General features: G+C 67.2%; 27 protein-coding genes, 1 tRNA gene and 1 pseudogene. 18 read left to right on the top strand and 11 right to left on the bottom strand.

Going from position 1 to position 26327, the window contains the following annotated elements; genetic code table 11:
* Positions 1 to 22: 22 nt before the first annotated feature.
* From ACW9TB_RS02900 to ACW9TB_RS02890, 3 genes are all read right to left on the bottom strand, one after another.
* Positions 23 to 523 (bottom strand): ATP-binding protein, encoded by a 501-nt coding sequence (locus ACW9TB_RS02900; protein WP_472746321.1) that lies wholly within the window; start codon positions 521 to 523, stop codon positions 23 to 25.
* Between the two features lie 193 nt (positions 524 to 716).
* Positions 717 to 1088, bottom strand: coding sequence for an STAS domain-containing protein (locus ACW9TB_RS02895; RefSeq protein WP_472746320.1), 372 nt, complete (start codon positions 1086 to 1088; stop codon positions 717 to 719).
* A gap of 212 nt (positions 1089 to 1300) precedes the next feature.
* A complete protein-coding gene (locus ACW9TB_RS02890) occupies positions 1301 to 1669 on the bottom strand; it encodes an STAS domain-containing protein (protein ID WP_472746319.1) in 369 nt (122 codons plus the stop codon).
* A gap of 321 nt (positions 1670 to 1990) precedes the next feature.
* Between ACW9TB_RS02890 and ACW9TB_RS02885 the strand changes: the two genes are divergently transcribed.
* From ACW9TB_RS02885 to ACW9TB_RS02850, 8 genes and pseudogenes are all read left to right on the top strand, one after another.
* Complete coding sequence (locus ACW9TB_RS02885) at positions 1991 to 2275, top strand: GNAT family N-acetyltransferase (protein ID WP_472746318.1); 285 nt, start codon at positions 1991 to 1993, stop codon at positions 2273 to 2275.
* Between the two features lie 465 nt (positions 2276 to 2740).
* Positions 2741 to 2860, top strand: a complete 120-nt coding sequence (locus ACW9TB_RS02880; RefSeq protein ID WP_211264163.1) for a DLW-39 family protein — start codon at positions 2741 to 2743, stop codon at positions 2858 to 2860.
* Positions 2861 to 2889: 29 nt separating this feature from the next.
* Positions 2890 to 3627, top strand: a complete 738-nt coding sequence (locus ACW9TB_RS02875) for an HAD family hydrolase (protein WP_472746317.1) — start codon at positions 2890 to 2892, stop codon at positions 3625 to 3627.
* Between the two features lie 114 nt (positions 3628 to 3741).
* Positions 3742 to 3814: transfer RNA gene (locus tag ACW9TB_RS02870), tRNA-Ala, on the top strand.
* Between the two features lie 93 nt (positions 3815 to 3907).
* A pseudogene (locus ACW9TB_RS02865) lies at positions 3908 to 4075 on the top strand (GntR family transcriptional regulator); the annotation flags it as partial.
* Between the two features lie 18 nt (positions 4076 to 4093).
* Positions 4094 to 4441 (top strand): hypothetical protein, encoded by a 348-nt coding sequence (locus ACW9TB_RS02860; RefSeq protein WP_472746316.1) that lies wholly within the window; start codon positions 4094 to 4096, stop codon positions 4439 to 4441.
* Positions 4442 to 4492: 51 nt separating this feature from the next.
* Complete coding sequence (locus tag ACW9TB_RS02855) at positions 4493 to 4741, top strand: hypothetical protein (protein WP_472746315.1); 249 nt, start codon at positions 4493 to 4495, stop codon at positions 4739 to 4741.
* 269 nt (positions 4742 to 5010) lie between these two features.
* Complete coding sequence (locus ACW9TB_RS02850) at positions 5011 to 5349, top strand: hypothetical protein (RefSeq protein ID WP_472746314.1); 339 nt, start codon at positions 5011 to 5013, stop codon at positions 5347 to 5349.
* Between the two features lie 592 nt (positions 5350 to 5941).
* Here ACW9TB_RS02850 and ACW9TB_RS02845 read toward each other — a convergent pair.
* Positions 5942 to 6196, bottom strand: a complete 255-nt coding sequence (locus tag ACW9TB_RS02845) for a hypothetical protein (protein ID WP_472746313.1) — start codon at positions 6194 to 6196, stop codon at positions 5942 to 5944.
* A gap of 2 nt (positions 6197 to 6198) precedes the next feature.
* Positions 6199 to 6576, bottom strand: a complete 378-nt coding sequence (locus ACW9TB_RS02840) for a hypothetical protein (RefSeq protein WP_472746312.1) — start codon at positions 6574 to 6576, stop codon at positions 6199 to 6201.
* Positions 6577 to 6814: 238 nt separating this feature from the next.
* Between ACW9TB_RS02840 and ACW9TB_RS02835 the strand changes: the two genes are divergently transcribed.
* Both ACW9TB_RS02835 and ACW9TB_RS02830 read left to right on the top strand, forming a co-directional pair.
* A complete protein-coding gene (locus tag ACW9TB_RS02835) occupies positions 6815 to 7963 on the top strand; it encodes a hypothetical protein (RefSeq protein WP_472746311.1) in 1149 nt (382 codons plus the stop codon).
* A 408-nt stretch (positions 7964 to 8371) separates the two neighbouring features.
* Positions 8372 to 8824, top strand: coding sequence for an NUDIX hydrolase (locus tag ACW9TB_RS02830; RefSeq protein ID WP_472746310.1), 453 nt, complete (start codon positions 8372 to 8374; stop codon positions 8822 to 8824).
* A 418-nt stretch (positions 8825 to 9242) separates the two neighbouring features.
* Here the strand turns inward: ACW9TB_RS02830 and ACW9TB_RS02825 are convergent, their stop codons facing one another.
* Together ACW9TB_RS02825 and ACW9TB_RS02820 are read right to left on the bottom strand one after the other, a co-directional pair.
* A complete protein-coding gene (locus ACW9TB_RS02825; RefSeq protein ID WP_472746309.1) occupies positions 9243 to 10121 on the bottom strand; it encodes a hypothetical protein in 879 nt (292 codons plus the stop codon).
* Positions 10118 to 10660, bottom strand: a complete 543-nt coding sequence (locus ACW9TB_RS02820; protein ID WP_472746308.1) for an RNA polymerase sigma factor — start codon at positions 10658 to 10660, stop codon at positions 10118 to 10120. Before ACW9TB_RS02820 ends, ACW9TB_RS02825 begins: the two co-directional genes overlap by 4 nt.
* An 877-nt stretch (positions 10661 to 11537) precedes the next feature.
* Between ACW9TB_RS02820 and ACW9TB_RS02815 the strand changes: the two genes are divergently transcribed.
* Both ACW9TB_RS02815 and ACW9TB_RS02810 read left to right on the top strand, forming a co-directional pair.
* Positions 11538 to 12137: an RNA polymerase sigma factor gene (locus ACW9TB_RS02815; protein WP_472746528.1), complete on the top strand. Its 600-nt coding sequence runs from the start codon at positions 11538 to 11540 to the stop codon at positions 12135 to 12137.
* Positions 12134 to 12772: a hypothetical protein gene (locus ACW9TB_RS02810; protein WP_472746307.1), complete on the top strand. Its 639-nt coding sequence runs from the start codon at positions 12134 to 12136 to the stop codon at positions 12770 to 12772. Before ACW9TB_RS02815 ends, ACW9TB_RS02810 begins: the two co-directional genes overlap by 4 nt.
* Positions 12773 to 13267: 495 nt before the next feature.
* Here ACW9TB_RS02810 and ACW9TB_RS02805 read toward each other — a convergent pair whose 3' ends face one another.
* Positions 13268 to 14362, bottom strand: coding sequence for a serine hydrolase domain-containing protein (locus tag ACW9TB_RS02805; protein ID WP_472746306.1), 1095 nt, complete (start codon positions 14360 to 14362; stop codon positions 13268 to 13270).
* A 412-nt stretch (positions 14363 to 14774) separates the two neighbouring features.
* Between ACW9TB_RS02805 and ACW9TB_RS02800 the strand changes: the two genes are divergently transcribed.
* Entirely contained in the window at positions 14775 to 15116 is a 342-nt protein-coding gene (locus tag ACW9TB_RS02800; RefSeq protein ID WP_472746305.1) for a YciI family protein, read from the top strand.
* 187 nt (positions 15117 to 15303) lie between these two features.
* Positions 15304 to 15696, top strand: coding sequence for a DUF397 domain-containing protein (locus tag ACW9TB_RS02795; protein ID WP_472746304.1), 393 nt, complete (start codon positions 15304 to 15306; stop codon positions 15694 to 15696).
* Positions 15697 to 15932: 236 nt separating this feature from the next.
* Here the strand turns inward: ACW9TB_RS02795 and ACW9TB_RS02790 are convergent, their stop codons facing one another.
* Positions 15933 to 16460, bottom strand: coding sequence for a YcxB family protein (locus ACW9TB_RS02790; protein ID WP_472746303.1), 528 nt, complete (start codon positions 16458 to 16460; stop codon positions 15933 to 15935).
* A 234-nt stretch (positions 16461 to 16694) separates the two neighbouring features.
* Between ACW9TB_RS02790 and ACW9TB_RS02785 the strand changes: the two genes are divergently transcribed.
* Positions 16695 to 17063 (top strand): hypothetical protein, encoded by a 369-nt coding sequence (locus tag ACW9TB_RS02785; protein WP_472746302.1) that lies wholly within the window; start codon positions 16695 to 16697, stop codon positions 17061 to 17063.
* A gap of 614 nt (positions 17064 to 17677) precedes the next feature.
* On the opposite strand, the gene ACW9TB_RS02780 is transcribed toward ACW9TB_RS02785, so the two are convergent.
* Entirely contained in the window at positions 17678 to 20677 is a 3000-nt protein-coding gene (locus ACW9TB_RS02780) for an AfsR/SARP family transcriptional regulator (RefSeq protein WP_472746527.1), read from the bottom strand.
* 463 nt (positions 20678 to 21140) lie between these two features.
* On the opposite strand from ACW9TB_RS02780, the gene ACW9TB_RS02775 reads away from it, so the two are divergent.
* The 3 genes from ACW9TB_RS02775 to ACW9TB_RS02765 are packed head-to-tail and all read left to right on the top strand — an operon-like array spanning position 21141 to position 23919.
* The gene (locus ACW9TB_RS02775; RefSeq protein WP_472746301.1) at positions 21141 to 22217 is read left to right on the top strand and encodes a hypothetical protein; all 1077 of its coding nucleotides are present in this window, start codon (positions 21141 to 21143) and stop codon (positions 22215 to 22217) included.
* Positions 22218 to 22240: 23 nt separating this feature from the next.
* Entirely contained in the window at positions 22241 to 22981 is a 741-nt protein-coding gene (locus ACW9TB_RS02770) for a hypothetical protein (RefSeq protein ID WP_472746300.1), read from the top strand.
* A complete protein-coding gene (locus tag ACW9TB_RS02765; protein WP_472746299.1) occupies positions 22978 to 23919 on the top strand; it encodes a carbohydrate kinase family protein in 942 nt (313 codons plus the stop codon). Before ACW9TB_RS02770 ends, ACW9TB_RS02765 begins: the two co-directional genes overlap by 4 nt.
* Positions 23920 to 24044: 125 nt before the next feature.
* On the opposite strand, the gene ACW9TB_RS02760 is transcribed toward ACW9TB_RS02765, so the two are convergent.
* Positions 24045 to 26249: a tetratricopeptide repeat protein gene (locus ACW9TB_RS02760; protein WP_472746298.1), complete on the bottom strand. Its 2205-nt coding sequence runs from the start codon at positions 26247 to 26249 to the stop codon at positions 24045 to 24047.
* Between the last annotated feature and the right edge of the window lie 78 nt (positions 26250 to 26327).

Raw genomic sequence — 26327 nt, 5'->3', positions numbered from 1 at the left:
TCCCGGACCCCTCCCGGATCTCTCAGAACGAGACCTGGAGTTCGTCCTGGCCGGGATCGTCCCGCGCGGAGCCGGTGGTGTCCCGTACGGGATCGGGGGCGTCCCGCGCCGAACCGGTGGACCCGTTCCCGTCCACCGGACGGCCGATGCGCATGCGCAGGCGGACGCGCGACCCCTGCTCCGTCCGCTCGATGGCGAACTCGTCGCACAGCTGGTTCATCAGCCACAGGCCGAACCCCCGCACGGTTCCCGTGGGACGCTCGCGGGGGACGTGCCAGGTGGTGAGGACACCCAGGGTGTCGGTGACGTCGATGGTCAGGTATGTCTCGTTCTGCCAGATCGCCAGGGTGCCCTTGCCCCCGCCGTGCTCCAAGATGTTGATGACCGCCTCGTTGGTGACGAGGAGGAGGTCGTCCAACCGCTCGCCCCGCATACCGGCTCGGACGGCATGATATTGGAGACGCTCCCGCAGAGCGCTGAGATCCTCGTCGATCGGCCAGTGCTGGCCGTGGTCGCCGGTCACGACACCCCCTTGAGGTCGCCTTGTCTGGCAGTCACCGGGGGGCGAGCCGACTTGCTCCAGAATCAGGGCGTTGCTGACGAGTTACACGATGCTAGACACCTGCCCGCTCATTGCCAACTTACGACCGCCCGAGCCAACAGATGTTCGCTCGGTCGGGCCCCGGAAAGTGACGGCCGCGGGGGGACGGGACCCGCTACGACGGCTGGCTCGGCCGCAGCGCCTTGAGGGCGTCGGCCACGGTCGGCTGGATGCCGAAGGCCTGGGCGAGGCCGGTCAGGTGGAAGAGCCTCTCCAGGCGGGGGTGCAGATTGACCAGGACGATGCTGCCGCCGCGGTCCTGGACGGTCTGGCGGGTGTTCAGGAAGCTCTGGATCCCCGTGGAGTCGCAGAAGGTCAGATCGGTCAGGTCGATGACGAGATCGCCCCTGCTCTCGCCGATGGCCTCCTGCAGGTCGTGGTGGAACCGCTCGGCGTTGCTGTAGTCCAGCTCACCGGCCAGGGCCAGGAGGAGCGTCTCCTCCGCGGCGGGGTCGGACACGTCGGTCACGAGGACGGCAGCGCTCACGGATATACCTCTGCAGACAGTCGATGGGAGGAAGACCCGGCCGGGGGACGGCCGCCGGGCACACTGCCCGTATCGGAACGGGAGGACAGCGACCCGATCGCGATCACCCCGGGGCCGGGAGCCGGGGAGGGGGCCGATCTGGTCACTCTCAGGGCGGATCCTCCGAATTCCTCTAGAGAACTCTTACGGTACAACTGAGGAGCAACCAGGCGTTATCTCACAGTGGTTACGGTGCCCGGACCCGCGGCGAGCACTTCCGTCCAGCCGCACAGTTCGACGATCCGCCGCGTGTGCGGACGGAGGCCGTCGACGATCAGTCTTCGCCCGCCCGCCATCCCGAACGCCGTCTCCGCCAGCACCCTCAGGCCGCCGACGTCGACGAAGTCGACACCGTGGAGGTCGGCGTACAGGTCGCCGCCGGTCCGTTCCGCCGCCACGGCGAGCGCCCGTGCCAGAACGCGCCGCGTACAGAGGTCGATATCTCCCTCGCAGGACACCCCGGCGGGCTGGCCGGTGAAGAGAATGCGTAGTGAACCGTGGTCGACGTCACCCGTCATCGCGATCACCTTCTCGGCGCGCATGAAGGTCAGTCAACGTCTGTCGTACCAGCACAGACGGGTCGGCTGATCCCATGGGACGCCGGCGTGCCGGGCGTCCGCTCCCATCATCCTTCAATCGGGCGGCTTCCGGTACGGTCCACCGCCCGCGAATTATGGCCCGCGAAAATCAGCGACCTCTCGTATCTGAACAATCACTCTCGGTGATTGTTTTCCCTCCCCCGGAGCTAGTTGATGTCCGGTTCGAACGCGGGTAGGCGAGGCGGGGAATGAACGCCGCGCGAGATCGGCTGACCAGGAAAGCGCCCGTACGACCGTACGGCGGCCCGGCTAAGGAGGACCTCCATGCAGGCGGACGTCAAGCTCTCCCTCGGCGGCGATTCCTTCGTGGCGGAGGTGGACGGCAGGCAGGCTGGACGGCTGGACCTCGTCCGGCGCGACGGGGTCATCGTCTACCCCCACACCAAGGTCCAGCCGGAGTACGAGGGCAAGGGGGTGGGGTCCGCGCTCGTCCGTACCGCACTGGACGCGGCCCGCGCGGAGAACGCGAAGGTCGTCCCCCTCTGCTGGTTCGTCCGGGAGTGGATCGACCGCCACCCCGACTACGCCGACCTTGTCGAAGGCGCCTGAGGTAGCCGAGGATCCAGCCGAGGGCGCCTGACCCCTTACCTGGGCTTATCTCGATCTACCTGGGCTTATCTCGATCGGAAAGCCCCATGCCAAGCGGGTATGTGTCATTCGCGCCCCGGGTGATCGGGCCGGAGCGGGCGGACGCGCTGGTCGTGCCCCTGGCGGGCGGCACCATTCCCGGGCCGCGGGGGACCGGAACCCCCGGGAAGGTAAAGCGGGTGCTTCACGGGGGTTATCGTGAGAACCAGGACGGTTTCGCGACAAGACTCACGGCGGATCGTGATCGTCGAAACGCGAGCCGTACGGCATGATGCTGAAAATCACCCGGTTGGTGTGGATCGGCCCTGGTGGCTTGTCGTGCGGACCGGATCATGGCCCGATCCCTTGCTAGGCTGCAGGGAACCGTTCGAACCGGGCGTTGTCTCACCCCGGCAGGTGAGACTTCTCAAGAAGTGGGGTCACACCGTGAAGAAGTTGCTCGTTCTGGCGCTCGTCGCCCTCGGGGGGCTGCTGGTCTGGCGCAAGGTGCAGGCCGACCGCGCCGAGCTCGACCTGTGGACCGAGGCCACCGGCAGCGAGAACTGACAGACGCGGCTACCGATTCGGGTGCTTTCATGGTCCTTGCCCAAGATGGAATAACACCCATCAGGCTTGTCTGCCTGGATCTGGCAGGCACCACGATCGGTGATGTCGCCATGGTCGAGCGGGCGTTCGCCGAGGCGATCGCCACGCAGGGCATCGTGCCCGGGACCGGTGCGTACGCTCGCGCCATGGTGCACGTGCACCGGTCCCGGGGATGCTCCACGATCGACGTCTTCCGGGGCATCTTCCCGGACAACGAGGCCCAGGCCCAGGCGGCCAATCTGACCTTCGAGCGCTCCTACGAGGGCGCCATCGCGCGCGCGGGCCTGACCCCGCTGCCCGGAATCGTCGAGGCACTCGACAAGCTCCGTGGCGCCGACATCAGGGTCTGCCTCACCACCGGTTTCAGCCGCGTCACCCTCAGCCGGGTGCTGAGCGCCCTGAGCTGGTCCGACAAGGTCGACCTCGCCCTGTGCCCCGAAGAGGCCGGGCGCGGTCGCCCCCTGCCCAACATGGTCCTCACCGCGGTCATGCGCCTCGGCGTCGAGGACGTCCGCCAGGTCGCGGTCGTCGGCGACTCGGAGAACGACATGCTCTGCGGCCGCCGCGCGGGCGCCTCTGTGGTGGCCGGCATCCTGACCGGAGTCCACAGCAGGGAGCGCCTCATCAAGGGCGGAGCCACCCACCTCCTCGACTCCGTCGCCGATCTCCCCGAGATCCTCCTCACCGGCGCACCGGCCGAACCTCACCTGGCCGCCGTCGCCCGCTGAAGCCCGCCCCGCCACGCGGATTCAAGTGGCGTAGGAGCGGGTCCTGTTGCTACCGTGTACGACTGAAGCAGGCCGTGCGCAAGGGCATCTCCCCAGGCCACCGGCTTGAATCTCGGGGCCTTAGCTCAGTTGGCAGAGCGCCTGCTTTGCAAGCAGGATGTCAGGAGTTCGAATCTCCTAGGCTCCACCTGCGGGAACACTCAGTCTGTGATCATGAAAACCGGGCTTGAGTGACTAACCGGATGACTAAGCTCCCCGGGCACCTCCGAAGAGATCGTCCATCGCGAGTGACCTGAGAACCGCGATCCTGGACGGCCGCTACCCACCCGGTGGAGCCCTGCCGAGCGAGCCGGAACTGGTCCGCCGCTACGAGGTATCGCGCCCCACCGTCCGCAAGGCCATCGACACCCTGGTCTCCGAAGGACTCGCCTACGTCATGCGCGGACGCGGCTCTTTCGTCCGCCCCATGCCCGAGCGCCAAGTCATCCTCATCAGCCACCAGACCAGGCCAGACCTGGCCGCCCCCGGTAACCACCCCGACATCCAAGCCTTCGGCTGGGACCTCGCCCTCCGCGACGTCGACCCCGACGCGCCGCTGTTCACCGGCGAGAAGATCACCGCCAACCGGGATCTCGCGATCATCCTCGGCGTCCGCGCCGGACATGCGGTCATCCACCGCCGCAGCATGTGGCACCGAGGACACACCGTCCGCATCCACGGCGCCTCAGCCCGCCTGGAGATCAACTCCTACACCAACGCCGACATGCTCCCCGGCTGGGACACTCCCAAGCGCTTCGACCAGTACCGCAAGTGACCCGGCTTCTTCTACCAATCCCTCATCCGCGAACACGGCCCCATCCGGTGGATGACCCTGACCACCTCCCGCATCGCCTACGAAGACGAACGCGCCCGCCTGGGCATGGACTACGCCGAAGCGATCCTCATCATCCGCCGCACCATGGCCCACGCCCACGGCCACCCCATCGAGGTCACCGAGGTCAAAGCCCCCGCCAACCGCTACGAGATCGGCTACAGCGCCGAACTCGCCGACGACACCAGCGTGGTATTCACTCCCGAAGAACTCGCCGACAACGGCATCGCCCTCATGATCTAGCGCCTGTTCTATGAATCAGGAACGGATAGAGTCATCGGGGATCTTCCACTAGGAAACTGCGGTATATCGCTGGCGGGGAAACGGCTCTTGCCCATCGCGGGCATGAGGGGACTGGAGTCAACAGGTTGAAGCAGGCAGCTCAATTTGTTAGGACAGCTATAGCCACCTTCTGTGTGCTCCTCTTTCTTTCCGGATGCCGATCGGAATTGTTCCCCAGGGAGGAGCGGGTTGATCCTGGCGTTGTCCGCGACATACGCAGCACCGTAAGAGTGCTGGCAGAGACCAAGGCCAAGGTCACCTGGGACGGTCTGACCCTGGTCAGAGAGGTCTTGATAATCGACGTCGGGAGCCCCGATTCCCGGCAGGCGCTCAGCAAGGCGAGTGGCCTCTTACGAGAGCACGGATGGTCGATCATAGATCAGCAACTTTCCAAATCGGTGACCATGGAGTCCAGTCAACGGGAAGATGTGCAACTGTCGCTTTATGGGGCGGAGTTCGTCGAGTCTGTCGGACCGATGGAGCCGCATGATGAAAAGGTGCTCAAGGATGCTCGGGCGCGAGGCGGGTCGAAAGCGTTGCTGTTCCTGGAGTTGAGCCCCGCTGGGTGATGAGCTTTGCGGTCAATGATGCCTGTTGGCGTACTCTTTGGCTTTGATCGTTCGTGCCCCCAGCAGATGCGCCTCGAAGATCGACATACGCGCTGGCTGTGGGGTGGCTCAGAGTTTCTTTACTGGTTCAAGGCGCCAGCGCTTCGGGCCGCCGCACGGCGGGACACGCCCCGCCGTCCCGGCACGGCCAGCGGGCCGGGCGTGCGGCCCTGGCGGCCGGCCCCGGCCCGCGCCAGCCGGGACGGCACGGCGTAAGCCCACCGCCCGCCGAACCGAGCACCTGCCGAACCGAAGGCACCCGCCGCCCCTGGTACGCGCTGCCGCCTGCCGCTCCGACCGCCGGCCCAACCGCTTCGCGGCCCCTACGGGGTGCCATTCGGCATTGCGCCGGCCGTCTCCACTCAGTGATCATCAGGAACGCCCACATGATGATGATCAAGGACTCTGCCGCCCTGCTTCCGGTGCTCGCGCCTGGCGGCACTGCGCTCCGGGTCATGTTGCCACCGGACGACACGGTTATCGAATCACGGTCATTGCTGGTCGGGTACGGCAACGCGACCACGGGAGGTCTGTCGCCGCACCCAACCGGCGATCATTTGATGTGGCCGGTTTGCGGCGCGCGTTTTCCGTGACTTCCCGGAGTGCGGTGGTGACCCTGGAGGCGAGCCAGCGCGGTATCGACCAGGCGACCGAGGTTGCCCAGTTCGTACAGCATCCGGTGGCGCTCAGCGTCCTCCCACGTCCTGATGGCCGACCCGATGTCGCCCGACTTACCGGCTGTGACGACGACCTCTTTGCCGTTGACGCGCTTGGTGGCTGCATCGCCCAGGATGACCCAGCCGTGCATGGTCACGTCTTCCGAGCGGCGACGATCAGGGCAACCACCTGTTCGGGATGCTCGCTCCTTACCGCCAGGAGATCGGAGCTGTCGCGCAGGGACACCAGGTAGCTGCCCGAGCGCGGACCCATGGTCACCGTGGCTACCCGCCAGCCCTGCGAACCCTTCACGGTCAGCTCCGGCGGGTGTCGCTCCATCCACGACCGAAGAGGCGGCTGGTCAGGCCTGGCAACCGCGCTGTTGGCGAACAGGCCGAGACTGATCGTGTGATGGCGGTGGGCGCAGATTCCCCGCTCATTGAGAAGCCGCTTTACGACGGCCAGCGCCTTGTCGTGGCTCTCCACTGTCGTCTCGTCAACGGCGGGTGGGACGGCTCTACAGTTGTCCATGGGTCGCACCTCCACGTGCGATCAAGGGACCCGTACGGCGTGTCCGCGCCTGCGGGTTCCGCTTTTCCTGGTGCTCCCATGACATCGCCGGGTACCCCGCGCCGACAGTGCGAGTAGGGGAGACTGGGGGAGACAGGAGGACCCCACGTCCCCCGAGGTGCACACAATGGGTAACGTTCCGGCCTGGGCCGTACGGTTACGCGCCGCAAGGCGTGGCAAGTTGTGGACCCAGCGAGAGATGGCCAGGCAGCTTGCCGAGACCGCTGACTCGCGCACTCGTGCCCGCCTGCCCGAGCGGGATTCCTTGATTCGAATGATCAAGGATTGGGAGGCGGGCAAGCACCAGCCCAAGGACCCGTACCGGCTGCTCTACTGCCGGGTGTTCAACACGGAAGAAGCCGAGTTGTTCAGCGAGGAGCCGGAGAGTAGCTCTCACTTCGCCGATGAGATCGAGGCGCTGGAGCTGGCCCGCCGGGTGGCCGCCAGCGACGTGGGCACCGAAACGCTTGACCGCCTGGAACTGGCCGTCGACGACCTCGCGATGGCCTACCAGGGGACCCCACCGGCTGAGCTGTTGGAACGCGTACGTCAGCACCTGTCGTACGTCTCGCACCTGGTCGACGCCAAGAAGACGTTCGCCGAGCATCGCCGCCTTCTCACGGCCGGTGGCTGGTTGTCGCTGCTGGCCTCCACCTGCCACATCGACCTTCGCCAGTTCGGGGCCGCCGGAACGTGGCTTCGGACGACCGCGCAGTTGGCCAAGCACGCCGAGCATCCCGAGATCGCCGCGTGGTGTCTGGAGACGGAGGCATGGCAGGCGGTCACCACCGGCGACTACCGCCGCGCTCTGCCCCTGACCCAGGGAGCGCAGGCGATCGCACCGCGCACCAGTTCGGCCTATATCCAGGCGACTGCGCAGGAGGGCCGGATCTGGGCACGGCTCGGGTCCGGCCCGGAGACGCGTGATGCGCTGAATCGCGTTGCCCGGCTGGTCTCGCCGCTGTCGGTGCCCGAGCATCCCGAGCACCACTACCGTTACGACCCTTCCAAGAGCGAGGCGTACGTGGCGACCACGCTGTCATGGCTGGGAGACCCGGCCGCCGAGCCGTACGCCCGGCAGGTGCTCGCCCGCCTGGAGTCGGCCGCGGACGGGATGGTTCGCCCGCGCAGGGCGGCCTCCGCGCGCCTTGACCTTGCTCTGGCGCTTCTGGCCACCGACCAGCCCGACGAGGCCGGTCAGCTTGCCCTCACGACCATGACGAGCGGCGTGCTGGTGCCGTCCAACTACTGGAGAGCGCGCGAGGTGATCGGCGCCATCGAGACGCGCCGCATGCCGGAAGCCGCAGAACTACGCGAGGCGTATCGAGAGCTGAGCGGCCCCGAGTGAGGACCGAGGAAGGCGCGCTTTACCGGCTCAGACGGGCGAATCACTGAGTGACCAACTGGGTGACAACGACCACGGACGAGGCCGGATGACGGTGGATCACCGTGGACCGTAAGCCCAGGTGGGAGCGGGTATCGCACATGGTCCCGCCCCCGCCTGGGTTGCTTTGCAAGCAGGATGTCAGGAGTTCGAATCTCCTAGGCTCCACCCTTCTCGGACAGACAAAATCCCAGGTCAGGCGTGTTGCCGTAACCTGGGCTTTGATTTTCATCCGGCCTTCTTTCGCCCCCGTGCCCGATCTCTTCGCCAGGGCCCCACGGGCGAGATCGTCAAGCTTCCGGGCCCTCTCCCGCTGCCGTTCGCCGGTCGCGCAGCGTGAGAATAGCGATCAGCAACCCCGGAGGGCATCCGATGGATCACCACAACACGCGCCACTCCGTCAGCGTGGCAGGCGTGATCATCGACGACCAAGGCCGTGCGCTCCTCACCCAGCGCAGAGACAACGACCACTGGGAGGCACCCGGCGGAGTCCTGGAACGCGACGAGGACATCACCACCGGCCTGCTTCGAGAGATCCGCGAAGAGACCGGTCTGACGGTCGAGCCCGCCACCTTGACCGGCGTCTACAAGAACATGACCCGCGGCATCGTCGCCCTGGTCTTCCGTTGCAAGGTCATCAGCGGCCACCTCACCGAAACCGACGAAGCCCGCGCGTTCCGCTGGGTCACCGCGGACGAGGTCTCATCACTCGCATCTGAAGCGTTCGCCATCCGCGTCCTCGACGCCATGCACCAGAACCAGACGCCAGCCATTCGCCACCACGACGGCACTCATCTACTCGGGTCGTCGCGACTTCACGAGTAACTGCCGAATTGTTCCTATGGGTATCAAGGAGCGGCGGCGCCGCGCGCTGTCGCCCGGCCCTGCGCCTGCGGCGCGCGCCGGGCATGCGGCCTGGGGGCCGGTCCCGGCGCGCGGGCAGGACTCCGGGCCGTCGCCGTACGCCCGCCGCGCCGCACACAAGCCATCTGCCAGCCTGTGGGGTCGCGACGCCGCCCCGATGCAGGCCAACGATCGCCACGGGGTGGCTGAGGTTCGTCGTGGCAGGAGGCGATCGAAGATCCAGGGTTCGTCCCTCACCCTGGCTCACCGGAGAATGTGGCTGATCCACGTGACCGGTTCGGTCGCATGGCCTTCCAGACGAAGACCGGTCCGGATCAAGCGAGGGACAGCCATACCGGTTGCGAGCCCACTACCATCAACCAGGGTTGTGATCACCTTCTTAACCCTGGCCCTTGTGGCGAAGGCCGCGGAAGAACGAGTCGGACTCCGGGCCGACGAAGAGCGTCACGGTGTCGGAGCTGTAAGGCACAGCCTGCAAGACGATGTAGTCGTCCCTAATCTGGTCCGAGCTGACAGGTGTGCCTACACCGCTGCCATCGGGATCGGTCCGCATCAAGACGTATCGGATCTTGAGGCTGCGTTGGGCCAGTTCGGCCCTGACCTCCGCGACCGTCTTGCTGATCACCCGGTAGCCGTCAACGGCTGTGACGTCAATGGTTTCGTTAACGGTGGACACTCTGACATACGGCTCGCCAGGCGCCGCCTCGCGGCCGATGCTCACGGAGATCTTCCCGGTGTAGCCCGCAGGGAAGATCACTTCCCCGCACCACGCCGCCCCACAGGTGCGCTGAGGCTTGTACGTCACCCCCGTGCCCGGCGGAAAGTCACCGACTAGGTCCGGGCCGAACATCTTGCCCACCATCTGCGGCGGCACGGGGACCTTGGCCACGGTGGCGTCCAACCCGACGGCCCGGAACGCTTCCGCGAAGGCTGCCGCATCGGCGTCGGGGTCATTGACGGCGATGGTGAGGTAGTCGTCGGTCATCTTCAGCGAGACGGCCGCGTTGGCGTACTCGGTGACGGGGCCGCCCTGGGGCAGCCCGACCCCGATGACCAGGGCGGCCGCCAGCCCGACGGCAACCGCGCCCAGCGCCAAGCCGCGCCGTACCGGCAGATGCCGACGCGGCTGCCTGGCCGGTTCCCGCTCCTCCGACATGATCGAGTCCATCAGCGCGCGCGCCCCGGCGCCCGATGCCTGCCCGGCCGGGTCCCCGGCCACGTCCTCGTTCCGCACCCGCGCGAGGTCGGCGATGTTCACAGCATGTTCCCTTCAACGGCGATGGAGCCCGAATAGTCGATTCCGGCCTTGGCCAGGCCGCGTGCGAAGCGCCTACGGGCGCGGTAGAGCCTGACGGTCGCGGCGTTGCGGGAGATGCCGAGGATGCGGGCGATCTCCCGCGCGTCGAAGTTCTCCCAGGCGACGAGGGTCAACAGTTCTCTGTCATCGTCAGACAGGCTTCGCAGGACCTTCCCGACCTGCGAGTAGTCCTCGACGGGTGGCTCGCCGAGCACGGGTGAGGCGGCCAACTGCTCGCGCAGCGCCATCGTCCGCTGCTCGTGCCGCCGCTCACCGCGCCGGTGGTTGGCCAGCACCCGCCGGGCCACACCGAACAGCCACAGCCGGGCATCCTCCCCCGGGGGCACCTCCTCGATCCGCCGCCACGCGACCATGAACGTCTCGGCCACCGCGTCAGCGGCGTCCTCGGGATCGGGGCAACGGCGCAGGGCGTACCCGAGTATGGGGCCGTAGGCGGATTCGTAGATCTCCACGAACCGGCGCTCGGGATCCCTTCCCATCCGGTCTCCTCACTTGAGTGGTCAACATCTACCCCTTGTCCGGAAATGTCGATCTATTACAGGCTCGGGAGGCGATGCATACACGCCGGGTCGGTGGAACTGGGGAGCCATCCGTAACCACGGAGGAACCGGCGACACCGAGTCGAACTCGGGTGAGCACCGCTGGGGGACCAGCGGGGTTGTGTCCACGGATGTGGTGTAGGTCACCGCTGGTGACAGGCGTGGCTTTGTGAAATGAGGAGGCCCTGTAGACCTCCCCGATCTTGCTACGGATCAGAAGTCAGCGGGCCTGTTCCAGGGCCGTTCAGACTGGATCGCCTATGCGTGCTCACCTGCATTGAACTGTCTGGAACCATGCTCGTCCGAGCTTTCAATCCGCAGGCTTCCGAGTCGGCTGGCTGCCTGGTACGCAGGCGTGAGGACGGTCTCCGGTGCTATCCAGCCTCCCGACGTGGTGCCCCATCGCCTACGGCTGGCGGACTAAGCCGTACCTCTGCGAGGAGGGGCGGCGCAATGCCGGAGACTGTCCCTGAAGAGGGTACCGCCGTGCCCGTCGCGTGCCCGATGGAGCGGGGAACAAGGGGAACAGCGGGGAACGCGATCAGTGCGCTGATCCGCGTTTTCGCAGGTCGAGTAAGATCGGCGTACGTATTTGCAAGCAGGATGTCAGGAGTTCGAATCTCCTAGGCTCCACCCCACGTCAGAGGCCACCTCCCATGATCGAGAAGTGCCCTTTTCCTCCTCGCAAGGCCTCTTTTCTCTGGTAGGCGGCGCGCTCAAGATCGTTTGATCCACCACTTGGCGGGACGTCACCGAAATCCCGTCGGCACCATCCGGGAACTCGGGTGGTGCCGGCGGACAGTTCCTAGATGTGGATATGACGATGCGTGCCCGCATACGGGATGGTGATACGGCGGCGTTCTCGCAGCTTTTCGACGAGTATGCGCGTGCGGTGTGCAACCACGCCTTCCGGCTGACGGGCAACTGGTCGGCGGCCGAGGATGTGGTATCGCTGACGTTCTTGGAGGCGTGGCGGTTGCGCGGGCGCCTGGACGCGGAGGGCGGCTCACTCAGGCCGTGGTTGCTGGCGATCGCGACCAACGTGGCGCGCAACACGCGCAGAGCCGCGCGGCGATATGACGACGTGCTGGCCCGGGCGCCGCTTGGCGATTGTGTGCCTGACTTCGCCGACGAGGTGATCGGGCGTATCGACGACGCGGCCAAGCTGGCCACCCTCCAGGACGCCTATCGGTCGCTGCGCAGGCAGGAGCAGGATGTGTTCGCCTTGTGCGTACTGTCTGGGCTTGACTACGCGGAAGCGGCTGAGGCGCTGGGCATTCCGGTGGGGACCGTACGGTCGCGGTTATCCAGAGCGCGAAAGAAACTGGCAGCCAAGGGGGAACCCGCACAGGCGGGGCGACAGGAAAGAGGTGGCCGCGAAAACGCGGTCCGGTCCGCAGAGGAGGGCACCCTTTGAACATTCCCGAAGAACGTGATCTTCCGGTGGGCCGGCATCAGCAACTCAAGGAGTTTGTGATGACCGAGATCCAGCGCCCCCCGAAGCGATCCCTGTTCCGCCGTCCGGCCATTCTCGTTCCCGCGCTCGGGTTGGCGGCCGCTGCGGCTGTGGCCGTACCAGTGTTCCTTGGCGGTGGGACCCCCGCTTACGCGGTCGCCAAGAACCCGGACGGAACGGTCAACATCACCTTCCATGACGCGAAGAACGCCAAAGGGCTTGAGCAGGACCTGCGGGACATGGGCTACAACATCAAGGTCGACTACGTGCCCGACGGCAAGCAGTGCAGCCCGAAGCCGCGTAGCCAGAGCTGGGTGCCCAAGGACTTGGCGTCGCTGTACGTGTTCCCCCCGACCGCGAAGACGAACGAGCCGTCCTTCCAGATAGACCCGTCGGTCATCAAGGAGGGGCAGACGGGGGTGCTGATGTTCAGCATCGGCACCTACAAGGGTAAGCCGATCGAGGGTCACGCCGTGGCCGAGGACACCGACAAGGAGATGGTTATCGGCGGGATCTGGGCCCGTGTCTCCAATGGGCCGGTGGCTGACTGCACGCTGACGGACTCGGACGAGGCGCCGCTCGCCAACGACTACTGACACGGCGGTACGGCAGGCCGCCCAGACCATCGCGGCCCGCGGGCAGTGCCTGCCGTACACCCTCAACCACCAAAGTTCCCAGCCCGGCCACCTCCGCACGCTGGGCCGCGTTCCCCGACGTCCGCAGTTACGCCGCTCCCGGAGGCTTGATGGGCATTGGGGATTCGACTCTGCGTCGCAAAGCAGGTGGCCCGGACGGCCAGCAAGGACCTGGTGTTCCGAATCAGATATCGCTCGAAGGACACAGGGCAGTGCCGTACAGCAGCGCGTACAGACAGGGCCGCACAACACCTCACACCGACATCCGCCATCACATACCCGAGCAGGGCGGGTGGCTCTCTACGTCGTGACCGGCTCCCGTTCGCAAGCAGGATGTCAGGAGTTCGAAATCGCGATCCTCATCGCCCACGACGTGTTCACCGCGGGTGAGGACGTGGTGGCTCGTCACACGACCCTGTCGGGATGACCGGCTCCGGCCGGAGCCGGTCATCCTTCTTACCTGCCTGTGCAGTAGACGTCGGAGGCGATGGAGAAGACCTCGGCCGTCGAGATCTGGCGGGTGTACGGATTGATGGAGAGCGTCATCCCGCGCCCGTCATCGGCACGGAAGGCGAAGGTCAGGTAGCCGATCAACTCGCCGCTGTGCCCCCAGACGCTCTTGCCGCACGGCAGTGCGTACTTCTGCAGGCCCAACCCGTACGCGAACCCCGCATCGGTATCGACCGTGGTGCGCATCTCGCCCAGCATCGCCTTGCCGGTCAGCTTCCCGCCGAGCAATGCGTCGAAGAACGTGTTGAGGTCACCTGTCGTCGAGATCATCTCGCCCGCCGCCCAGTCCAGGGACGGGTTCATCCGGGTGGCGTCCACGATCTCGCCGGAGGGCAGTGCCTCGTAGCCGTGCGCGTGTGGTTCCCGCAGGCCGGGCGCGTTACCGGGGACGGAGGTCCGGGTCAGCTTGAGCGGGCCAAGGATGCGCCGCTCCACCTCCTTGCCGTACGGCCGGCCGGTCAGCTTCTCGATCAGCATCCCGGCGACGATGTAGTTGGTGTTGGAGTAACGCCAGGAGCTACCGGGCTTCGCGAAGTACGGTGGTTTGGCGAAGGCGACCTTGAGGAGCTGCCGTGGAGTGTAGGACCGGAATCTGTCTTCGCCTCGCCAGCGGTTGGTGGAGTAGCCCTCCTCGCTCATGTAGTCGTACAGGCCGCTGGTGTGGTTGAGCAGGTGGCGGATCGTGATGGCGCCGCCGTTCGGCACGAGGCCGGGAAGGTAACGCTGGATCGGGTCGTCGAGCCTCAGTTTCCCCTCGTCGGCCAGTTGCAGGATCACGGTCGCGACGAAGGTCTTGGTGATACTGCCGATCCGGAGGTATCCGCCTGCGGCGGCGGGCCGCTTCGTCTTCAGGTCGCGGACTCCCGCGGCACTCGTCGTGTCTCTCGCGCCGTCGTCCACCCGTAGCAGCGCGGCCGTCGCTGCCTTGTCCGCCACCATCCGCCTCAGCGTGTCTCCGCTGTCAGCGGTGGCCGGGCTCATGGACAGTACGGAGGTGAACAGGACGGCCACGGGTAGCACTGCGAATCTGCGAAAAATCATGGGGGAAACGCTACGAACAGGGCGATCTTCTTCCCATGGGGTACGCCTTCGCGCTTCGCGGCATATCCCGCATCACGAACCTGCGGAAAACCCCAGGCCCCTACCCGCCGAGCCCGTAGGCATGGACTGGAGCTGGAGGGCGCGCGAGGTGATCGGCGCGATCGAAGCGCGTCGCATGCCGGAAGCCGCAGAACTACGTGAGGCGTATCGAGAACTGAGCGGGCCCCGAGTGGGAGCCGGGGACGGCTCGCCCTATCAGTTCGGAGAGGCGAATCACCGAGAGGAAGATGGCATGAGGAACTCCTGCGAACCGATGGACCTCGTGCCCCTCTGACCCAGTGCGCAGGGAAGGCCGGGAGCGCTGGTCGAAGAACACCTCAAAAATGTCACCGGCGCACGGCAGGATCGAGGGGTGACGCATTTTCTCATCTCCTTCCCCAGTGCCGCCATGGTGATCTCGGACGAGGACTTTCCTGACGTGGTACGCGACTCCCACGCGGTCATCCAGGAGGCCAAGGATGCCGGTGTGTACGTCTTTGGCGGCGGGATAGACGAAGACGTCGATCCCGTCCTCGTGGATGGTGACGGCACAGTGACGGACGGCACCTATCCGCAGACCACGCAGTTGAACGGCGGATACACCATCCTGGACCTGCCCTCCCGCGAGGCGGCGCTGGAGTGGGCGAAGAAGATCGCGGCCTCCTGCCGCTGCCCGCAGGAGGTCCGGGCGTTCCAGTACGACCCGCTCGCCTGACGGTGGTACGGCCACCCCCGCGCCGTCCGTATGCCCCGCCTTCTCGCACGCGGGCGGTGCGGACGCGGTCAGTCGGCGTCGATGCGGTCGAGGAGGTCCTTCAGGGCGTCGCTTGACAGCCCCCGGATTAACAGGAGTTCCTCCCTCGTTAAAACACCCCCACGGCGAGTTTCAAAACGCGCTCTGGGTGACCAACTGGGTGACCGATCCTGGACGAGACTGGACGGCGGTGCATCGCTGTGGACCGTATGCGCAGGTGGGAGCGGGTATAGCCCATAGTCCTGCCCCACCTAGGCTGCTTTGCAAGCTGGATGTCAGGAGTTCGAATCTCCTGGGCTCCACCCAAATCCAGCCCTCTGACCAGGCTGAACGGTCAGGCTCCGACCAGTCCGATGAGGGGAAGTTCGTCAAGAGCACCCTCAGCGACAACTCCGGCAACTGCGTTGAGGTTGCCTTCACGCGAGGTGGCGGCCGTGCGGTCCGCGACAGCAAGGACCTGTCCGGGCCGATGCTCAGGTTCACATCCGGTGAGTGGAGTGCCTTCGTCGAGGGCGTTCGGGGCGGCGAGTTCGACCGGTAGCACAGCGAAGACAAAACGGGCCCGAGGCAACAGTCTCAGGGCCCGTTTTGGACCTTACGCACTCCCCAGAATATATGTCGGATCGCTGTCTGGAAGAGGCGCGCCGCATGACGCTCTGGAAGACCTCCATGGCATCCACGACCGGATACGGCTCCGCAAGCCCCAGCGAGTCACGCTGCCTGACGCGGACCAGACCGTCGAAGCCGCCGACGGCGAGGAGTCGCAAGCTCAGTCCTTCAGGGCTGAGAAGCTGACGTAACCCCTGCGTTTTGCCGCGCGGCGAAGAAGCCGTCGAGTTCGGCCTGTTGCTCGCTGTCGAAGGCGCGTCTGGGGAGGAAGCCCGTGCACTGCTTGTTCACGAAGAACAACCAGAACTCGGGAGTGGTATCAACTCGTCCGAACAGGGACCACCGCATCGTGGTGGTGGATTGGTCGGTTCGACACTCGTACCCGTCACTGGTCATCCGGAGGGTGGTTGGCACGCAGAGGTATGTGAGCTGTCGCTTGGCGGTCCGGCCGATCGACTGGGTCAGCACGAGCGGGAACACGACCGCTCCGGCGAGCATGCCGATCCCCAGGCCGACGGCATCAACCAGGATGCAGACGAGGCCCGACACGATCAGAACCGACGGCAGCACCAGATAGGTGACTTTGAGTTGTCGTTTGAAACCCTGTTTGAGCGCTCGCGCCACTTCGTCGGGAGTGGGTTCGTATCTGACCGTGAAGTCCACCAAGCCGCCTTCGTCTGAGGTGGTGCCCATCATTCAGGGCTCCGCACACCCTTGCAATGTCGCTCCTGTGAGGATGGCTTGCGAGAGTCGCGAGAAGGCGGGACAAGGCGATCGCCGGGCTCGCCCCGGCTGTACGGGGCCGCCCCGGCACATCATGCCGGTCGGTTTCGCACTGATCATGAATATGCGCCGAGAATGGAGGGGCCGCCGATCGTATGGCCACGAGAATCCTCGCCCGGAGGGTGGGGGAAGCCCAGGAGAGGTGCCATGGACCCGACCGTACTCGCCGCGATCATCTCCGCCCTGATCGGTGGTGCCGCCGGTGAGGCGGGAAAGGGCGCGTGGGCTTCGCTGACCACGCTCGCCCGCCACCGCTTCGGCCGCGACTCCACCGAGGTGGCCGCCCTGGAACAGGCCACCTCGGACTCTCCGCAGGAGGTCGCCGGGATCCTGGTCGATCGCGCCCGGTCCGATCCCGAGTTCGGGGAGTCACTGGCCTCCTGGACGTCCGAGACCGACAGGATCATCCGGCAGAGCAGCGACGTGTCCAACACCATAGGCGGCGACGCCCGGATCCACGGGAACGTCGTCCAGACCGGCACCGTGTTCGGCTCGATCAATCTCGGCCCTCGTTGACCGGGACCCGGGGTCGAGGACGGTCGAGGGCACAGGAGGCGGACGTCGACCTTCCGCGCGGGCCGTATGTGGCGGTACCGGAGCCACGTGTCATGGCCGGGTCGGAAGCATCACGGTGGGGACCGGCCTGCCCACCCGTTCTCTTTCCGGACGAACTCCGCAGCCGGTCGCTGCTCGGTCACACCGTGACCGTGGGTGCGAGACCGTCGTGGCCGACAAAAAAGGAGGCGGCATACGCCGCCTCCCGCTATTCTAGGGAATATTCAGGCGCCGGTGCCCGGAAAAGCGCCTACCGGCAACATCTTCATAATGTAGATCATGAACGCATTGGCCACGAGAATCGTGCCGATGGCGGCGTTATGGAAACGCTTCATGCAGTTTTTCACCTTTTCTTACAGTGAAAGCATCTTCGGCTCCAAGTTTGGATCAGGACGATATGTGTAGTATCGGCCATCCCAAACTGGTGGTCACCCCACAGGACTCATGGCCTCTTGTGGGAGATATGGGAGTAAAAGCGAGAAGGGCTATATGCCCGCCTTGACCACTCCTGGAAGCCGTGGATGATCATACAGCAGGATGGGGGTCAACCTGCCGCCTGGCGGGTCCCGCCCGTTCTACCTGGCGAGTCTCGTCCGGACCAGCTCCGCCTCCGCCACGCCGAGGGACTCGTAGAGGGCAAGCGCCTGCCGCCAGCACTCCTCTGCCCGTGCCTCTTCGCCGGTGTCGGCGAGCGCGGTGCCCATCTCGTCGAGTGTGCGGGCCTCCTGGTGGACGTCCCCGATGGCGTGCGCCACGGCAAGCGCTTTCCCGAAAAGGTCCAGGGCGGCGTCGTGGTGGTTCGCGCGATGATGGATGCCGCCGATACTGAGAAGGGCCTGGCTCTCCTCGCGGCGTTCCGATATCTCGGTCGAGATGCGTAATGCCTTCTGGTGATGGACGAGCGCGTCGCCGTCCCTGCCCATGCGCGCGTAGCAATTGCCGATGTTGTTGAGGGCGTCCACCTCGTGCCGCCGGTCGCCGATGTCACCGTAAATCCGCAGCGCCTGTCTGTAGCATTCGAGAGCGTCGGCGTGCCGGTTCAGGGGCTGATATACGTTGGCGACGTTGTTGAGCCAGATGGCCTTGTTCTGCGGGCCCATGTCGGGGTAGACGGACTCGGCCTCCTCGTAGTGGCCCAGCGCGGCGGTGTAGCTGCCCAGCTTGCACTCGATCTCGCCGATGTTGTTCAACGCGACCTGCTGCCCGCGCCGGTCGTCGTCCTGCCGGTACAACCCGAGCGCCCCCAGCAGGTGCTCGGTCGCCTTCGGGTAGTCCCCCCGATACGAGTGGATGATCCCGATATGGGTGAGGCTGGCGGCCTGACCGTGACGGTCGGCCACCGCCCTGCGCAGTCGTAGCGCCTGCTCGAAGCAGTCCAGGGCGACGTCGAACTCGGCACGTTGCCAGTACACCAGGCCGCTGTTGTCGAGCAGGTCGGCGATGGCCCGCTCGTCGTCGAGGGCGCGCTGGATCGTCAGCGCCTCGTCCGCCAGCCGGAGCGCCTCCTCATGGCGGCCGGTCTGCCGCCGTACCACGCTGAGGTCGGCCAGCGCGTACGCGGTCCCGGACCGATTCCCCAGCTCGCGCCACGCCTCCACGGCGCGCGTGTGGAGCTCGGCCGCCTCCGCCCAGCGGGCCCACACGTCGAGGTAGCGGCCGAGGACGCGTGGAAGCAGCGCCGCGTGCCTCGTCCACCCGTGATCGGCGGCGTGGCGCGTGACGAGGAGTAGGTTGTCCACTTCGGCGTTCATCCAGGCGAGGGCCTGCTTCTCGGTGGCGATGCCGGATCCGGGGCCGGGCGCGTCGAACACCTCGGCCAGGCCGCGGGTGCGGTGCGGGTAGAGCAGCCGGTCGGCGGTGTCGGCCATGCGAAGGTAGTGGTCGAGGACCCGGCGGAGCACCTCGGCTCGCGCGCTCTCCGGCTCCCGGTCCGACAACAGGCGGGCGTACTCGCCGATGAGGTCGTGAAATCTGTACCGACCGCGTCTGGGCTCGGAAATTATGTGATGGTCGAGGAGATCGTCGAGCAACCTCTCCGCCTCGGCCCGGTCCGATTCCAGCAGCGCCGCCGCGCAGTCCGCGGTGATGTCCGCCCCGGGGTGCAGTCCGAGCCGCCAGAACGCCCGCTGCTGCCATTCGTCCAGGCCGTTGAAGGAAAGCTCGAACGCCGCGATGATCCCGCGGTTCCCCGCCCGGATCTCGGTCAGCCGCCGGTCGTCCCTGCCGAGCAGGTCGGCGAGGTCGGCCACGCTCCACGCGGGCCGGTGCCGGAGCCGGCTACCGGCCAGCTGGATCGCCAGGGGGAGATGGCCGCAGAGCCGTACGACCCGTGCGACGTCGTCCGCGGGGAGCGCGCGCCGCGAACCCACGACGCGGCCGAAGAGGGCGGCCCCCTCCTGCGGTGACAACACCTCCAGGGAGAGCGAGTGGACGTCGTCCAGCCCCACCAGCCGCCGACGGCCGGTGATCACGACAAGGCAGCCGGGTGCCCCCGGCAGGAGGGGACCGACCTGATCGTGTCCGATGGCGTTGTCGAGGACCAGGAGCACCTTGCGGCGGGCGAGCGCGGTGCGCCACCTCGCCACCCGCTCGTCCAGGCCGCCGGGGACCGGAATGCCGAGGAGGCGCAGGAGACGTTCGAGGGCGGTCGCCGGGTCCATCGACGCGTGCTCGGCGTCGTAGCCCAGCAGGTCGAGATAGAGCACGCCGTCGGGGTAGTCGTCGGCGAGCCGGTGGGCCAGGTGCACGGCCAGCGCCGTCTTCCCGACCCCCGCCATCCCGTCGATCGCGAGAACGGTGACCGCGTCCTCCCGTATCCGCTCGTCGACCAGCCAGGTGATCTCGGGCGTCCTGCCGACGAAGGTGTGGACGTCGCGAGGAAGACTGGTCAGCGGCGTGTTTCCCGGGGCGCCGCGCCAGGGCTCGGGCAGCAGCGCCGGATCGCCCTGGAGGATGCGCTGGTGCAGTGTCCGTAACCCCGGTCCCGGTTCGGCGCCATGTTCTCTGAAGAGACGCTTGTGCGCCTGACGGTAGACGCCGAGGGCCTCCGCCTGCCGACCGGCGCGATAGAGCGCCAGCATGAGCAGCTCGACCAGTTTCTCGTCGAATCGAAATCGGTTGACCAGGTCGTACAGTTCCGGCACGAGTTCGGTGTTCGAGCCGTGAAGGAGTTCGAGTTCGACGCGTTCGACGGTACCGGCCAGAAGGTCGCCTTCGAGCTTTCGGCGGGTATTGACGACCCAGGAACCGGAGAGCCCGGACAGCGGATCTCCCCGCCACAACCGGCCCGCTTCGCCATACAGCCGGAAAGCGCTGTCGACGTCGCCGTTTTCGGTTACCGAACGGGCTTGCGAGCACAGCGCGCGGAAGTGGTGGTAGTCGATGTTCTCCGGATCTGTTTCAAGGGAATACGTCCCCGAACCGCCTCTCAGCCGCACGTCCTCTCCGGCGCCGTGGAGGTGGCTCTTCAGCCGGGCGACATGACTGTACAGGCTGCCGCGGGCATTGGCCGGTGGATTTTCGTCCCACACCTTGCGGATGAGCGACTCGGTGGAAACCGGCTTGCCCGGCGTCATCAGAAGGACGGCCAAAACGTGACGTTCCTTGGCCCACCCCAGGTCACGGCGCTGACCTTGAGACCAAAACTCGACTGGCCCGAGAATACGGAATTCCATTCGATTCCCCTTCCCGGGGGAGTGGTCTTCCCGTCTGACGCATTTAACTGGCCAGAGTCAACTGAGCAGTAAGTGATTCGACCAGCCCTATGACCTATTTATCCTCAATCGCCTTGGCTGGCAACAGGATAGCCGCAAGGGTTTCCGCAAGTTTCGGTGGCAATTCTCTAGAGAGGGCGATGAACCTCGCCCGTCCGCCGGAACAGGTCAGGGGGATGACAGGAAAATGTCCGATCACGAATGGAGCAGGGTTCCTATCGGGCTCGACTCTCGCCGATGGGTGACGCGCAGGGACTGCAAAGTGGTGCTGGTGGTCGTTCACACCGTCACATCGGGACAGCGCCTGATGGACACCGTACGTCTCGTGGAATCCGACCTGAGAATCCAGGTCGTGTTCACCATCGCCCCGGACGTCTTCAGCAACGGGGTCGCGGAGTTCGTCGGTGGCCTGGGGGCGGTGGTGCTGCCCTGGGAGCAGTCCAGGAACCAGCGGTTCGATCTCGCCATCGCCGCCAGCCTGGGCGCGCTCCACGAGATCCACGCGCCACTGATCGTCATTCCGCACGGTGCCGGTTTCAATAAGCTCGTGGCCGTACGAGATGGTGTGCGTGCCGTGGGCGATCGCGTGGCGTACGGGCTCGATCCCCAGCGACTGCTGCACGACGGCACCGTACTGCCCTCTGCGGTGGCGCTCTCCCACTCCTCCGAGCTGGGACGGCTGGGCCGGACCTGTCCGGAGGCGCTTCCCGTGGCCACCGTCGTCGGCGACCCGTCGTACGACAGGCTGGCCGCCGGTCTGCCGCACCGAGAGCTGTACCGCCGCGCGCTGGCCGTCGAGCCGGACCAGAAGCTCGTCGTGGTCAGCTCGACCTGGGGACCGGCGTCGCTCTTCGGCCGATGGCCCCGGCTGCTGCACCGCCTGGTCACCGAGCTGCCCCGGCAGGAGTACCGCGTCGTGCTGCTTCTGCACCCCAACATCTGGTTCGGGCACGGCATCTGGCAGGTGCGAGCCTGGTTCGCCGATTCCCTGCGGCGCGGCCTGAGCCTGGTGCCGCCGGAGGCGAACTGGCACGCGGTCCTCGCGTCGGCCGACTGGATCATCGGAGACCACGGATCGGCGACCCTGTACGGGACGGTCACCGGGGCGCCGGTCGTACTGGCCGGTTTCCCCCGGGACGACGTCGACCCGGCGTCCGCCCTCGGCGGGCTCGCCACCGTCGCACCCCGGCTCTCTCCTCGCGGCTCACTGCGAGAGCAGCTGGTCAGGATCGCAGCGGAGCTGGAGCCCGGCCACTACCAGGCCGTCGCGGAAGGCATCACCTCCGCGCCGGGCCGTTTCGACCGGAACATGCGTCGGCTCATCTACCGGCTGCTGGACCTGCGGCAACCCGCGACCATCCCGGTGACCGCACCGGCTCCGGCGCCCTTTCTCGTCAGGTAGACCACCCAGATCGGAGAATCGACGTGTTCGGCACACTCGTCTCAGTTCACCTCTTCCAGGTGGAACACGCGCTCAGGTTGCGCCGGATCCCGCCCCCGCCCGCGGCCCCCGCTCCACCCGGACCCGCGGCTCAGTCCCGGATCGCCGTCCCGTCGCGGGCCCCCGCCACGCGCGGAACCGTCGCGTCGCGGCGGAGTGACCCGGCGATCCTGGTGATTCCCCGCGAGGGCCCGCTCCGCGCCCCGCACCTCACGATCCTGTCTCCGGCGGGACACCACCGCGGCCTGCCGCCCGGCAGGCGCGTCTTCGACGGCACGCACATCGTCGCCACCCTCGGCGACCCCCTGGACCGGACCTGGTGCGAGGTCGCCGACGTCCTCGTAAGCCCGGATACTTCCTGGAACGTTCCAGAAAACGGTATCTCCGGGCTCCTTGACCGGTATCCCGGTTGCGAGGTCGCGGTCGGCGGACACGAGGCCGGAGGCGGCCTCCTGGCCGGGCTGCGCGACGGACGGCTCGCCGCGATCACCGAGGTGGGAGGCCCTCCCGGCGGCTCCGACCCCTGGCCCGCCGTCTACGGGTCGTTCCTGTACGGCTGGCGGACCGCCGGAATGCCGTTCGAGAGTCTGGCCACCGCCTCGGTGATCGTGGGCCGGTACGCCGACTTCTCCGCGGCCCGGATCGGAATGCTCGAAGTGGCGGGCCGGACACAGGTCAGACCCGTCCACCTCCAGACGTACGACGCCGGAGGGAGGTCCGCATGACCCGCGCGATCCTCGTGGCCGGTGCCGTCAGCTTCTACATGTCCGTGGGGGTGAGGGAGTTCCCGGTCCGGTACGCCCCCACGTCGTCGCCACGCTGGGCACGCGCCGGAGTGTCAGGGGCCGCGGGCCACATCGCGCGGACCCTGAAGACGCTCGGCGACGACGTGCGTCTGTGCAGCGTGGTGGGCCGCGATCTCATCGGCGCGGGTATAACGACCGAACTCGGCCGTGCGGGCCTGCTCGGACCCGGCATCGTCGAGAGCGCCGAGTCGTCGTCGGGCGTGACACTCGTCACGCCCGACGGCCGTCGCATGGGTTTCCCGCATCTGGCGCCCGTTGACCGGGTCGCGTACTCACCGGACCTCTTCGAGGCGCAGGCCCGGGGTGCGGACCTCCTGGTCCTGACGAACGCGAAGTTCGTCCGGGATCTGGTACGGCCCGCGGCCCGGCTCGGCGTTCCCATCGCCGTGGACGTCCACCTCATCCACGATCTCGGCGACGAGTACAACCGTCCGTGGCTGGAGGCCGCGCGGATCGTCTTCTGCAGCCACGAGCGCCTTCCCTGCCCGCCCGAGCGGTGGATGGCGGAGATGTTCCGGCGCTACCCACGCTGCCAGGTGGTGGGCGTCGGGCTCGGCGGGCGGGGAGCGGTGCTCGGGATGAGAGACGGGCTGCTCGTCAGGGCGGGGGCCGTGACGCCACGGGAGGTCGTGAACACCACCGGAGCCGGTGACGCGCTGTTCGCCACCTTCCTGCACGTCTGGCGGAACACCGGCGATCCGGTACGGGCCCTGCGGGCGGCGGTGGTGCACGCCGGTTGGAAGGTCGGGTCCCGCACTCCGGTGACGGCGTCACTGACCTGTGAGGAGCTGTCGAGGCTGGGAGCGGCGCGTCCGCCGCACGTCGTGACCGGACGCTGGGACGTCGGGACGGTCTGACCGCCGAGACCGTCCCGGCATCCCACCGGGGCGGTCTCGGCCGTCAGCTTTCGCTCAGACGGGACAGTAGATCGTCCAGCCTTCCGCTCCGTGCTCCCCGCCGGACGAGGATCCGCCGCGCGTCCTCAGTTTCCGTCCAGACGGGACAGTAGATCGTCCAGCCTTTCGCTCCGTGCTCCCCGCCGGACGAGGATCCGCCGCGCCTCCTCGTAATGTTCACGAGCGTCGTCCCGGTGGCCGTTCTCCAGGGCGAGGTCTCCGAGTGCCTCCAGGGCCTGGGCCTCGCCGCTGTCCGAGCCGATCCGCCGCATCTCCTCCAGCGCCCGTCCCAGGAGATCGGCCGCCGCCGCAGGTCCTCCGGCCCGCGCGCGGCCGAGCAGGACGAGCACGCGTGCCTGGTTGTAGGGGTCGGGTTCCGGCGTGAGGAGCCGCCGCGCCTCCGTCAGGCACTCGACGGCCTCCGCCTGGCGACCCCTCCCGATCATCGCGTCGCCGAGGTCGCACAACGTCAGGGCCACCTTGCGTGACCTGTCCATCGCGCGGTAGCCGTCGAGTGCCTCCCCGAAGAGCGCGATGGCCTCGTCGACCCGCCCCCGGTCCTTCTCCACCAGGCCCAACCGGCGCAGGCTGCCGGCCACCCGCTGCCGGTCTCCCTCGCGACGCCAGATCTCCAACGCCTTTCGGAAGTCGTCGGCGGCCTCGTCCAGGCGGCCGAGGGTGCGCAGCGCCAGACCGGTCCGGTTCAGCATCTTGGCCTCGCCCGGGGAGTCCGAGCAGGCGCGCGCCGCCGCCAGGCCCAGCCTGTCGACCTCCAGCCGTTCCGCGTGATGACCTCGGTACAGAAACAGCGGCCAGAGGCCGTCGACCAGCTGCCAGGCCACGTCGAACAGACCTCGCTCGAACGCGGTACGGACGGCGGCCCTGAGGTTGGCGAACTCGCCCTCCAGCCAGTCGAGCGCCTGCGCCGGGCCGGTGAAGACGACCGGCTCGGCGGGCTCGTGGACCACCGCCTCCCGGGAGACCCGACGGTACGGCAGCACGACCTGGCTCGCGCTCCAGGCGGTGTACAGGAACCAGTCGAGCGTCCTTCGCACGGTCTTCTCACGGGTCGCCTCGGAGTCCAGTTGCTCGGCCAGCTCCCGGGCGTGCAGCCGGGTCAGGTCGTGGAAGCGGTAGTGCCCGCCGGGCACGTCGTCGAGCAGGTTGGCATCCGTCAGGACCGCCAGCAGGTGACGGACCTCGACAAGGGGGAGCCCCATCGTCGCGGCCACCGCCCGGCTGTCGAAGGTGGTGCCGGGGAAGAGCCCGAGCAGCCGGTAGACGCGTGCCGCCTCCGGCGGGGCGAGTCCCCTGTAGGAGAGCGTGAGGGCGGCCCGGATCGTCATGTCGTCCTCCACCGACAGCTCGCTGAGGCGCTGCCGCTCGTGGCTGAGGGCCTCCACCATTTCCGACAGCGGCCAGTGCGGCCTGGTGGCCAGCCGGGCGGCGGCCACGCACAGGGCGAGCGGTAGTCGCGCGCACAGTTCCACCAGCTCGCCGGCCGCCTCCGGCTCGCCGTGCACCCGGTCGTCGCCGACGGTCCGTTCCAGCAGCGTCAGCGCCGCGGCCGGACTGAGTCGGCCCAGCTGGACCCCCCTCGCCCCGCGCATCAGCAGTCCCGCGAGCCGCCACCGGCTGGTGACGATCGCGACGCTGTCCGCGGACGCCGGCAGCAGCGGGCTCACCTGGGCCGCCGACAGGGCGTCGTCCAGCACGACGACCAGACGGCGCCCGCTCACCAGCGACTGGTAGAGCGCCGAACGCTCCGCCAGGTCACCGGGGATCCGTCCGGGCGCGACCCCGAAGGCGCGGATGAACCGCCCCAGCACCTCCGCCGGTTGCACGGGGGCGTCCACGGCGTGCCCGCGCAGGTCGGCGAAGAGCTGACCGTCAGGGAAGGCGCCGCGCTCCCGGTGCGACCAGTGCAACGCCACCGCGGTCTTGCCGATGCCTACCGGGCCGCTGACGACGGCGACCTTGGGCATCCCCGTCCCTCCGCGGCCGGAACGCACGGCGTCCAGCAGGGCGAGCGTCTCGGCACGATCGACCAGGATGCCGCCGGCCGGCAGCTGGGTCGGCCGGGGCAGGGGGGTGGACGCCTGATGCAGGTGGATCCCGCCGTGGACGTCCCGGGCCTGGATCGCCGACCCCAGCACGGTTCCGCTCAGCTCGTTGACATGATCTTCGGGTCGCTGGTTCCTGGAACTGGAGTCGGCACTCATCGCCCTGCTCGTGTCACGGGAGAGAAACCGCACCCGCGAATAATTGTTGACCGAATTGGTTGTTTCCATACATGGGAAAATGAACAACAGATTCCATGCTCATGCCATCCGGTGTCTTCGTCAAGACGAAAGGGCGCTCTTTCGCTT

The sequence above is a fragment of the Streptosporangium sp. H13245 genome (assembly GCF_055690525.1).
This window is presented reverse-complemented; position numbering and strand designations above follow the sequence as displayed.

Bases quoted from the DNA above. Each gene is read 5' to 3' on its own strand.
- ACW9TB_RS02890 (WP_472746319.1), bottom strand. From the start codon at position 1,669: ATGCGCGCCGAGAAGGTGATCGCGATGACGGGTGACGTCGACCACGGT.
- ACW9TB_RS02885 (WP_472746318.1), top strand. From the start codon at position 1,991: ATGCAGGCGGACGTCAAGCTCTCCCTCGGCGGCGATTCCTTCGTGGCG.
- ACW9TB_RS02875 (WP_472746317.1), top strand. From the start codon at position 2,890: ATGGTCCTTGCCCAAGATGGAATAACACCCATCAGGCTTGTCTGCCTG.
- ACW9TB_RS02860 (WP_472746316.1), top strand. From the start codon at position 4,094: ATGCCCGAGCGCCAAGTCATCCTCATCAGCCACCAGACCAGGCCAGAC.
- ACW9TB_RS02855 (WP_472746315.1), top strand. From the start codon at position 4,493: ATGACCCTGACCACCTCCCGCATCGCCTACGAAGACGAACGCGCCCGC.
- ACW9TB_RS02845 (WP_472746313.1), bottom strand. From the start codon at position 6,196: ATGCACGGCTGGGTCATCCTGGGCGATGCAGCCACCAAGCGCGTCAAC.
- ACW9TB_RS02840 (WP_472746312.1), bottom strand. From the start codon at position 6,576: ATGGACAACTGTAGAGCCGTCCCACCCGCCGTTGACGAGACGACAGTG.
- ACW9TB_RS02835 (WP_472746311.1), top strand. From the start codon at position 6,815: ATGGCCAGGCAGCTTGCCGAGACCGCTGACTCGCGCACTCGTGCCCGC.
- ACW9TB_RS02830 (WP_472746310.1), top strand. From the start codon at position 8,372: ATGGATCACCACAACACGCGCCACTCCGTCAGCGTGGCAGGCGTGATC.
- ACW9TB_RS02820 (WP_472746308.1), bottom strand. From the start codon at position 10,660: ATGGGAAGGGATCCCGAGCGCCGGTTCGTGGAGATCTACGAATCCGCC.
- ACW9TB_RS02815 (WP_472746528.1), top strand. From the start codon at position 11,538: ATGACGATGCGTGCCCGCATACGGGATGGTGATACGGCGGCGTTCTCG.
- ACW9TB_RS02805 (WP_472746306.1), bottom strand. From the start codon at position 14,362: ATGATTTTTCGCAGATTCGCAGTGCTACCCGTGGCCGTCCTGTTCACC.
- ACW9TB_RS02790 (WP_472746303.1), bottom strand. From the start codon at position 16,460: ATGATGGGCACCACCTCAGACGAAGGCGGCTTGGTGGACTTCACGGTC.
- ACW9TB_RS02785 (WP_472746302.1), top strand. From the start codon at position 16,695: ATGGACCCGACCGTACTCGCCGCGATCATCTCCGCCCTGATCGGTGGT.
- ACW9TB_RS02780 (WP_472746527.1), bottom strand. From the start codon at position 20,677: ATGACGCCGGGCAAGCCGGTTTCCACCGAGTCGCTCATCCGCAAGGTG.
- ACW9TB_RS02765 (WP_472746299.1), top strand. From the start codon at position 22,978: ATGACCCGCGCGATCCTCGTGGCCGGTGCCGTCAGCTTCTACATGTCC.
- ACW9TB_RS02760 (WP_472746298.1), bottom strand. From the start codon at position 26,249: ATGGAAACAACCAATTCGGTCAACAATTATTCGCGGGTGCGGTTTCTC.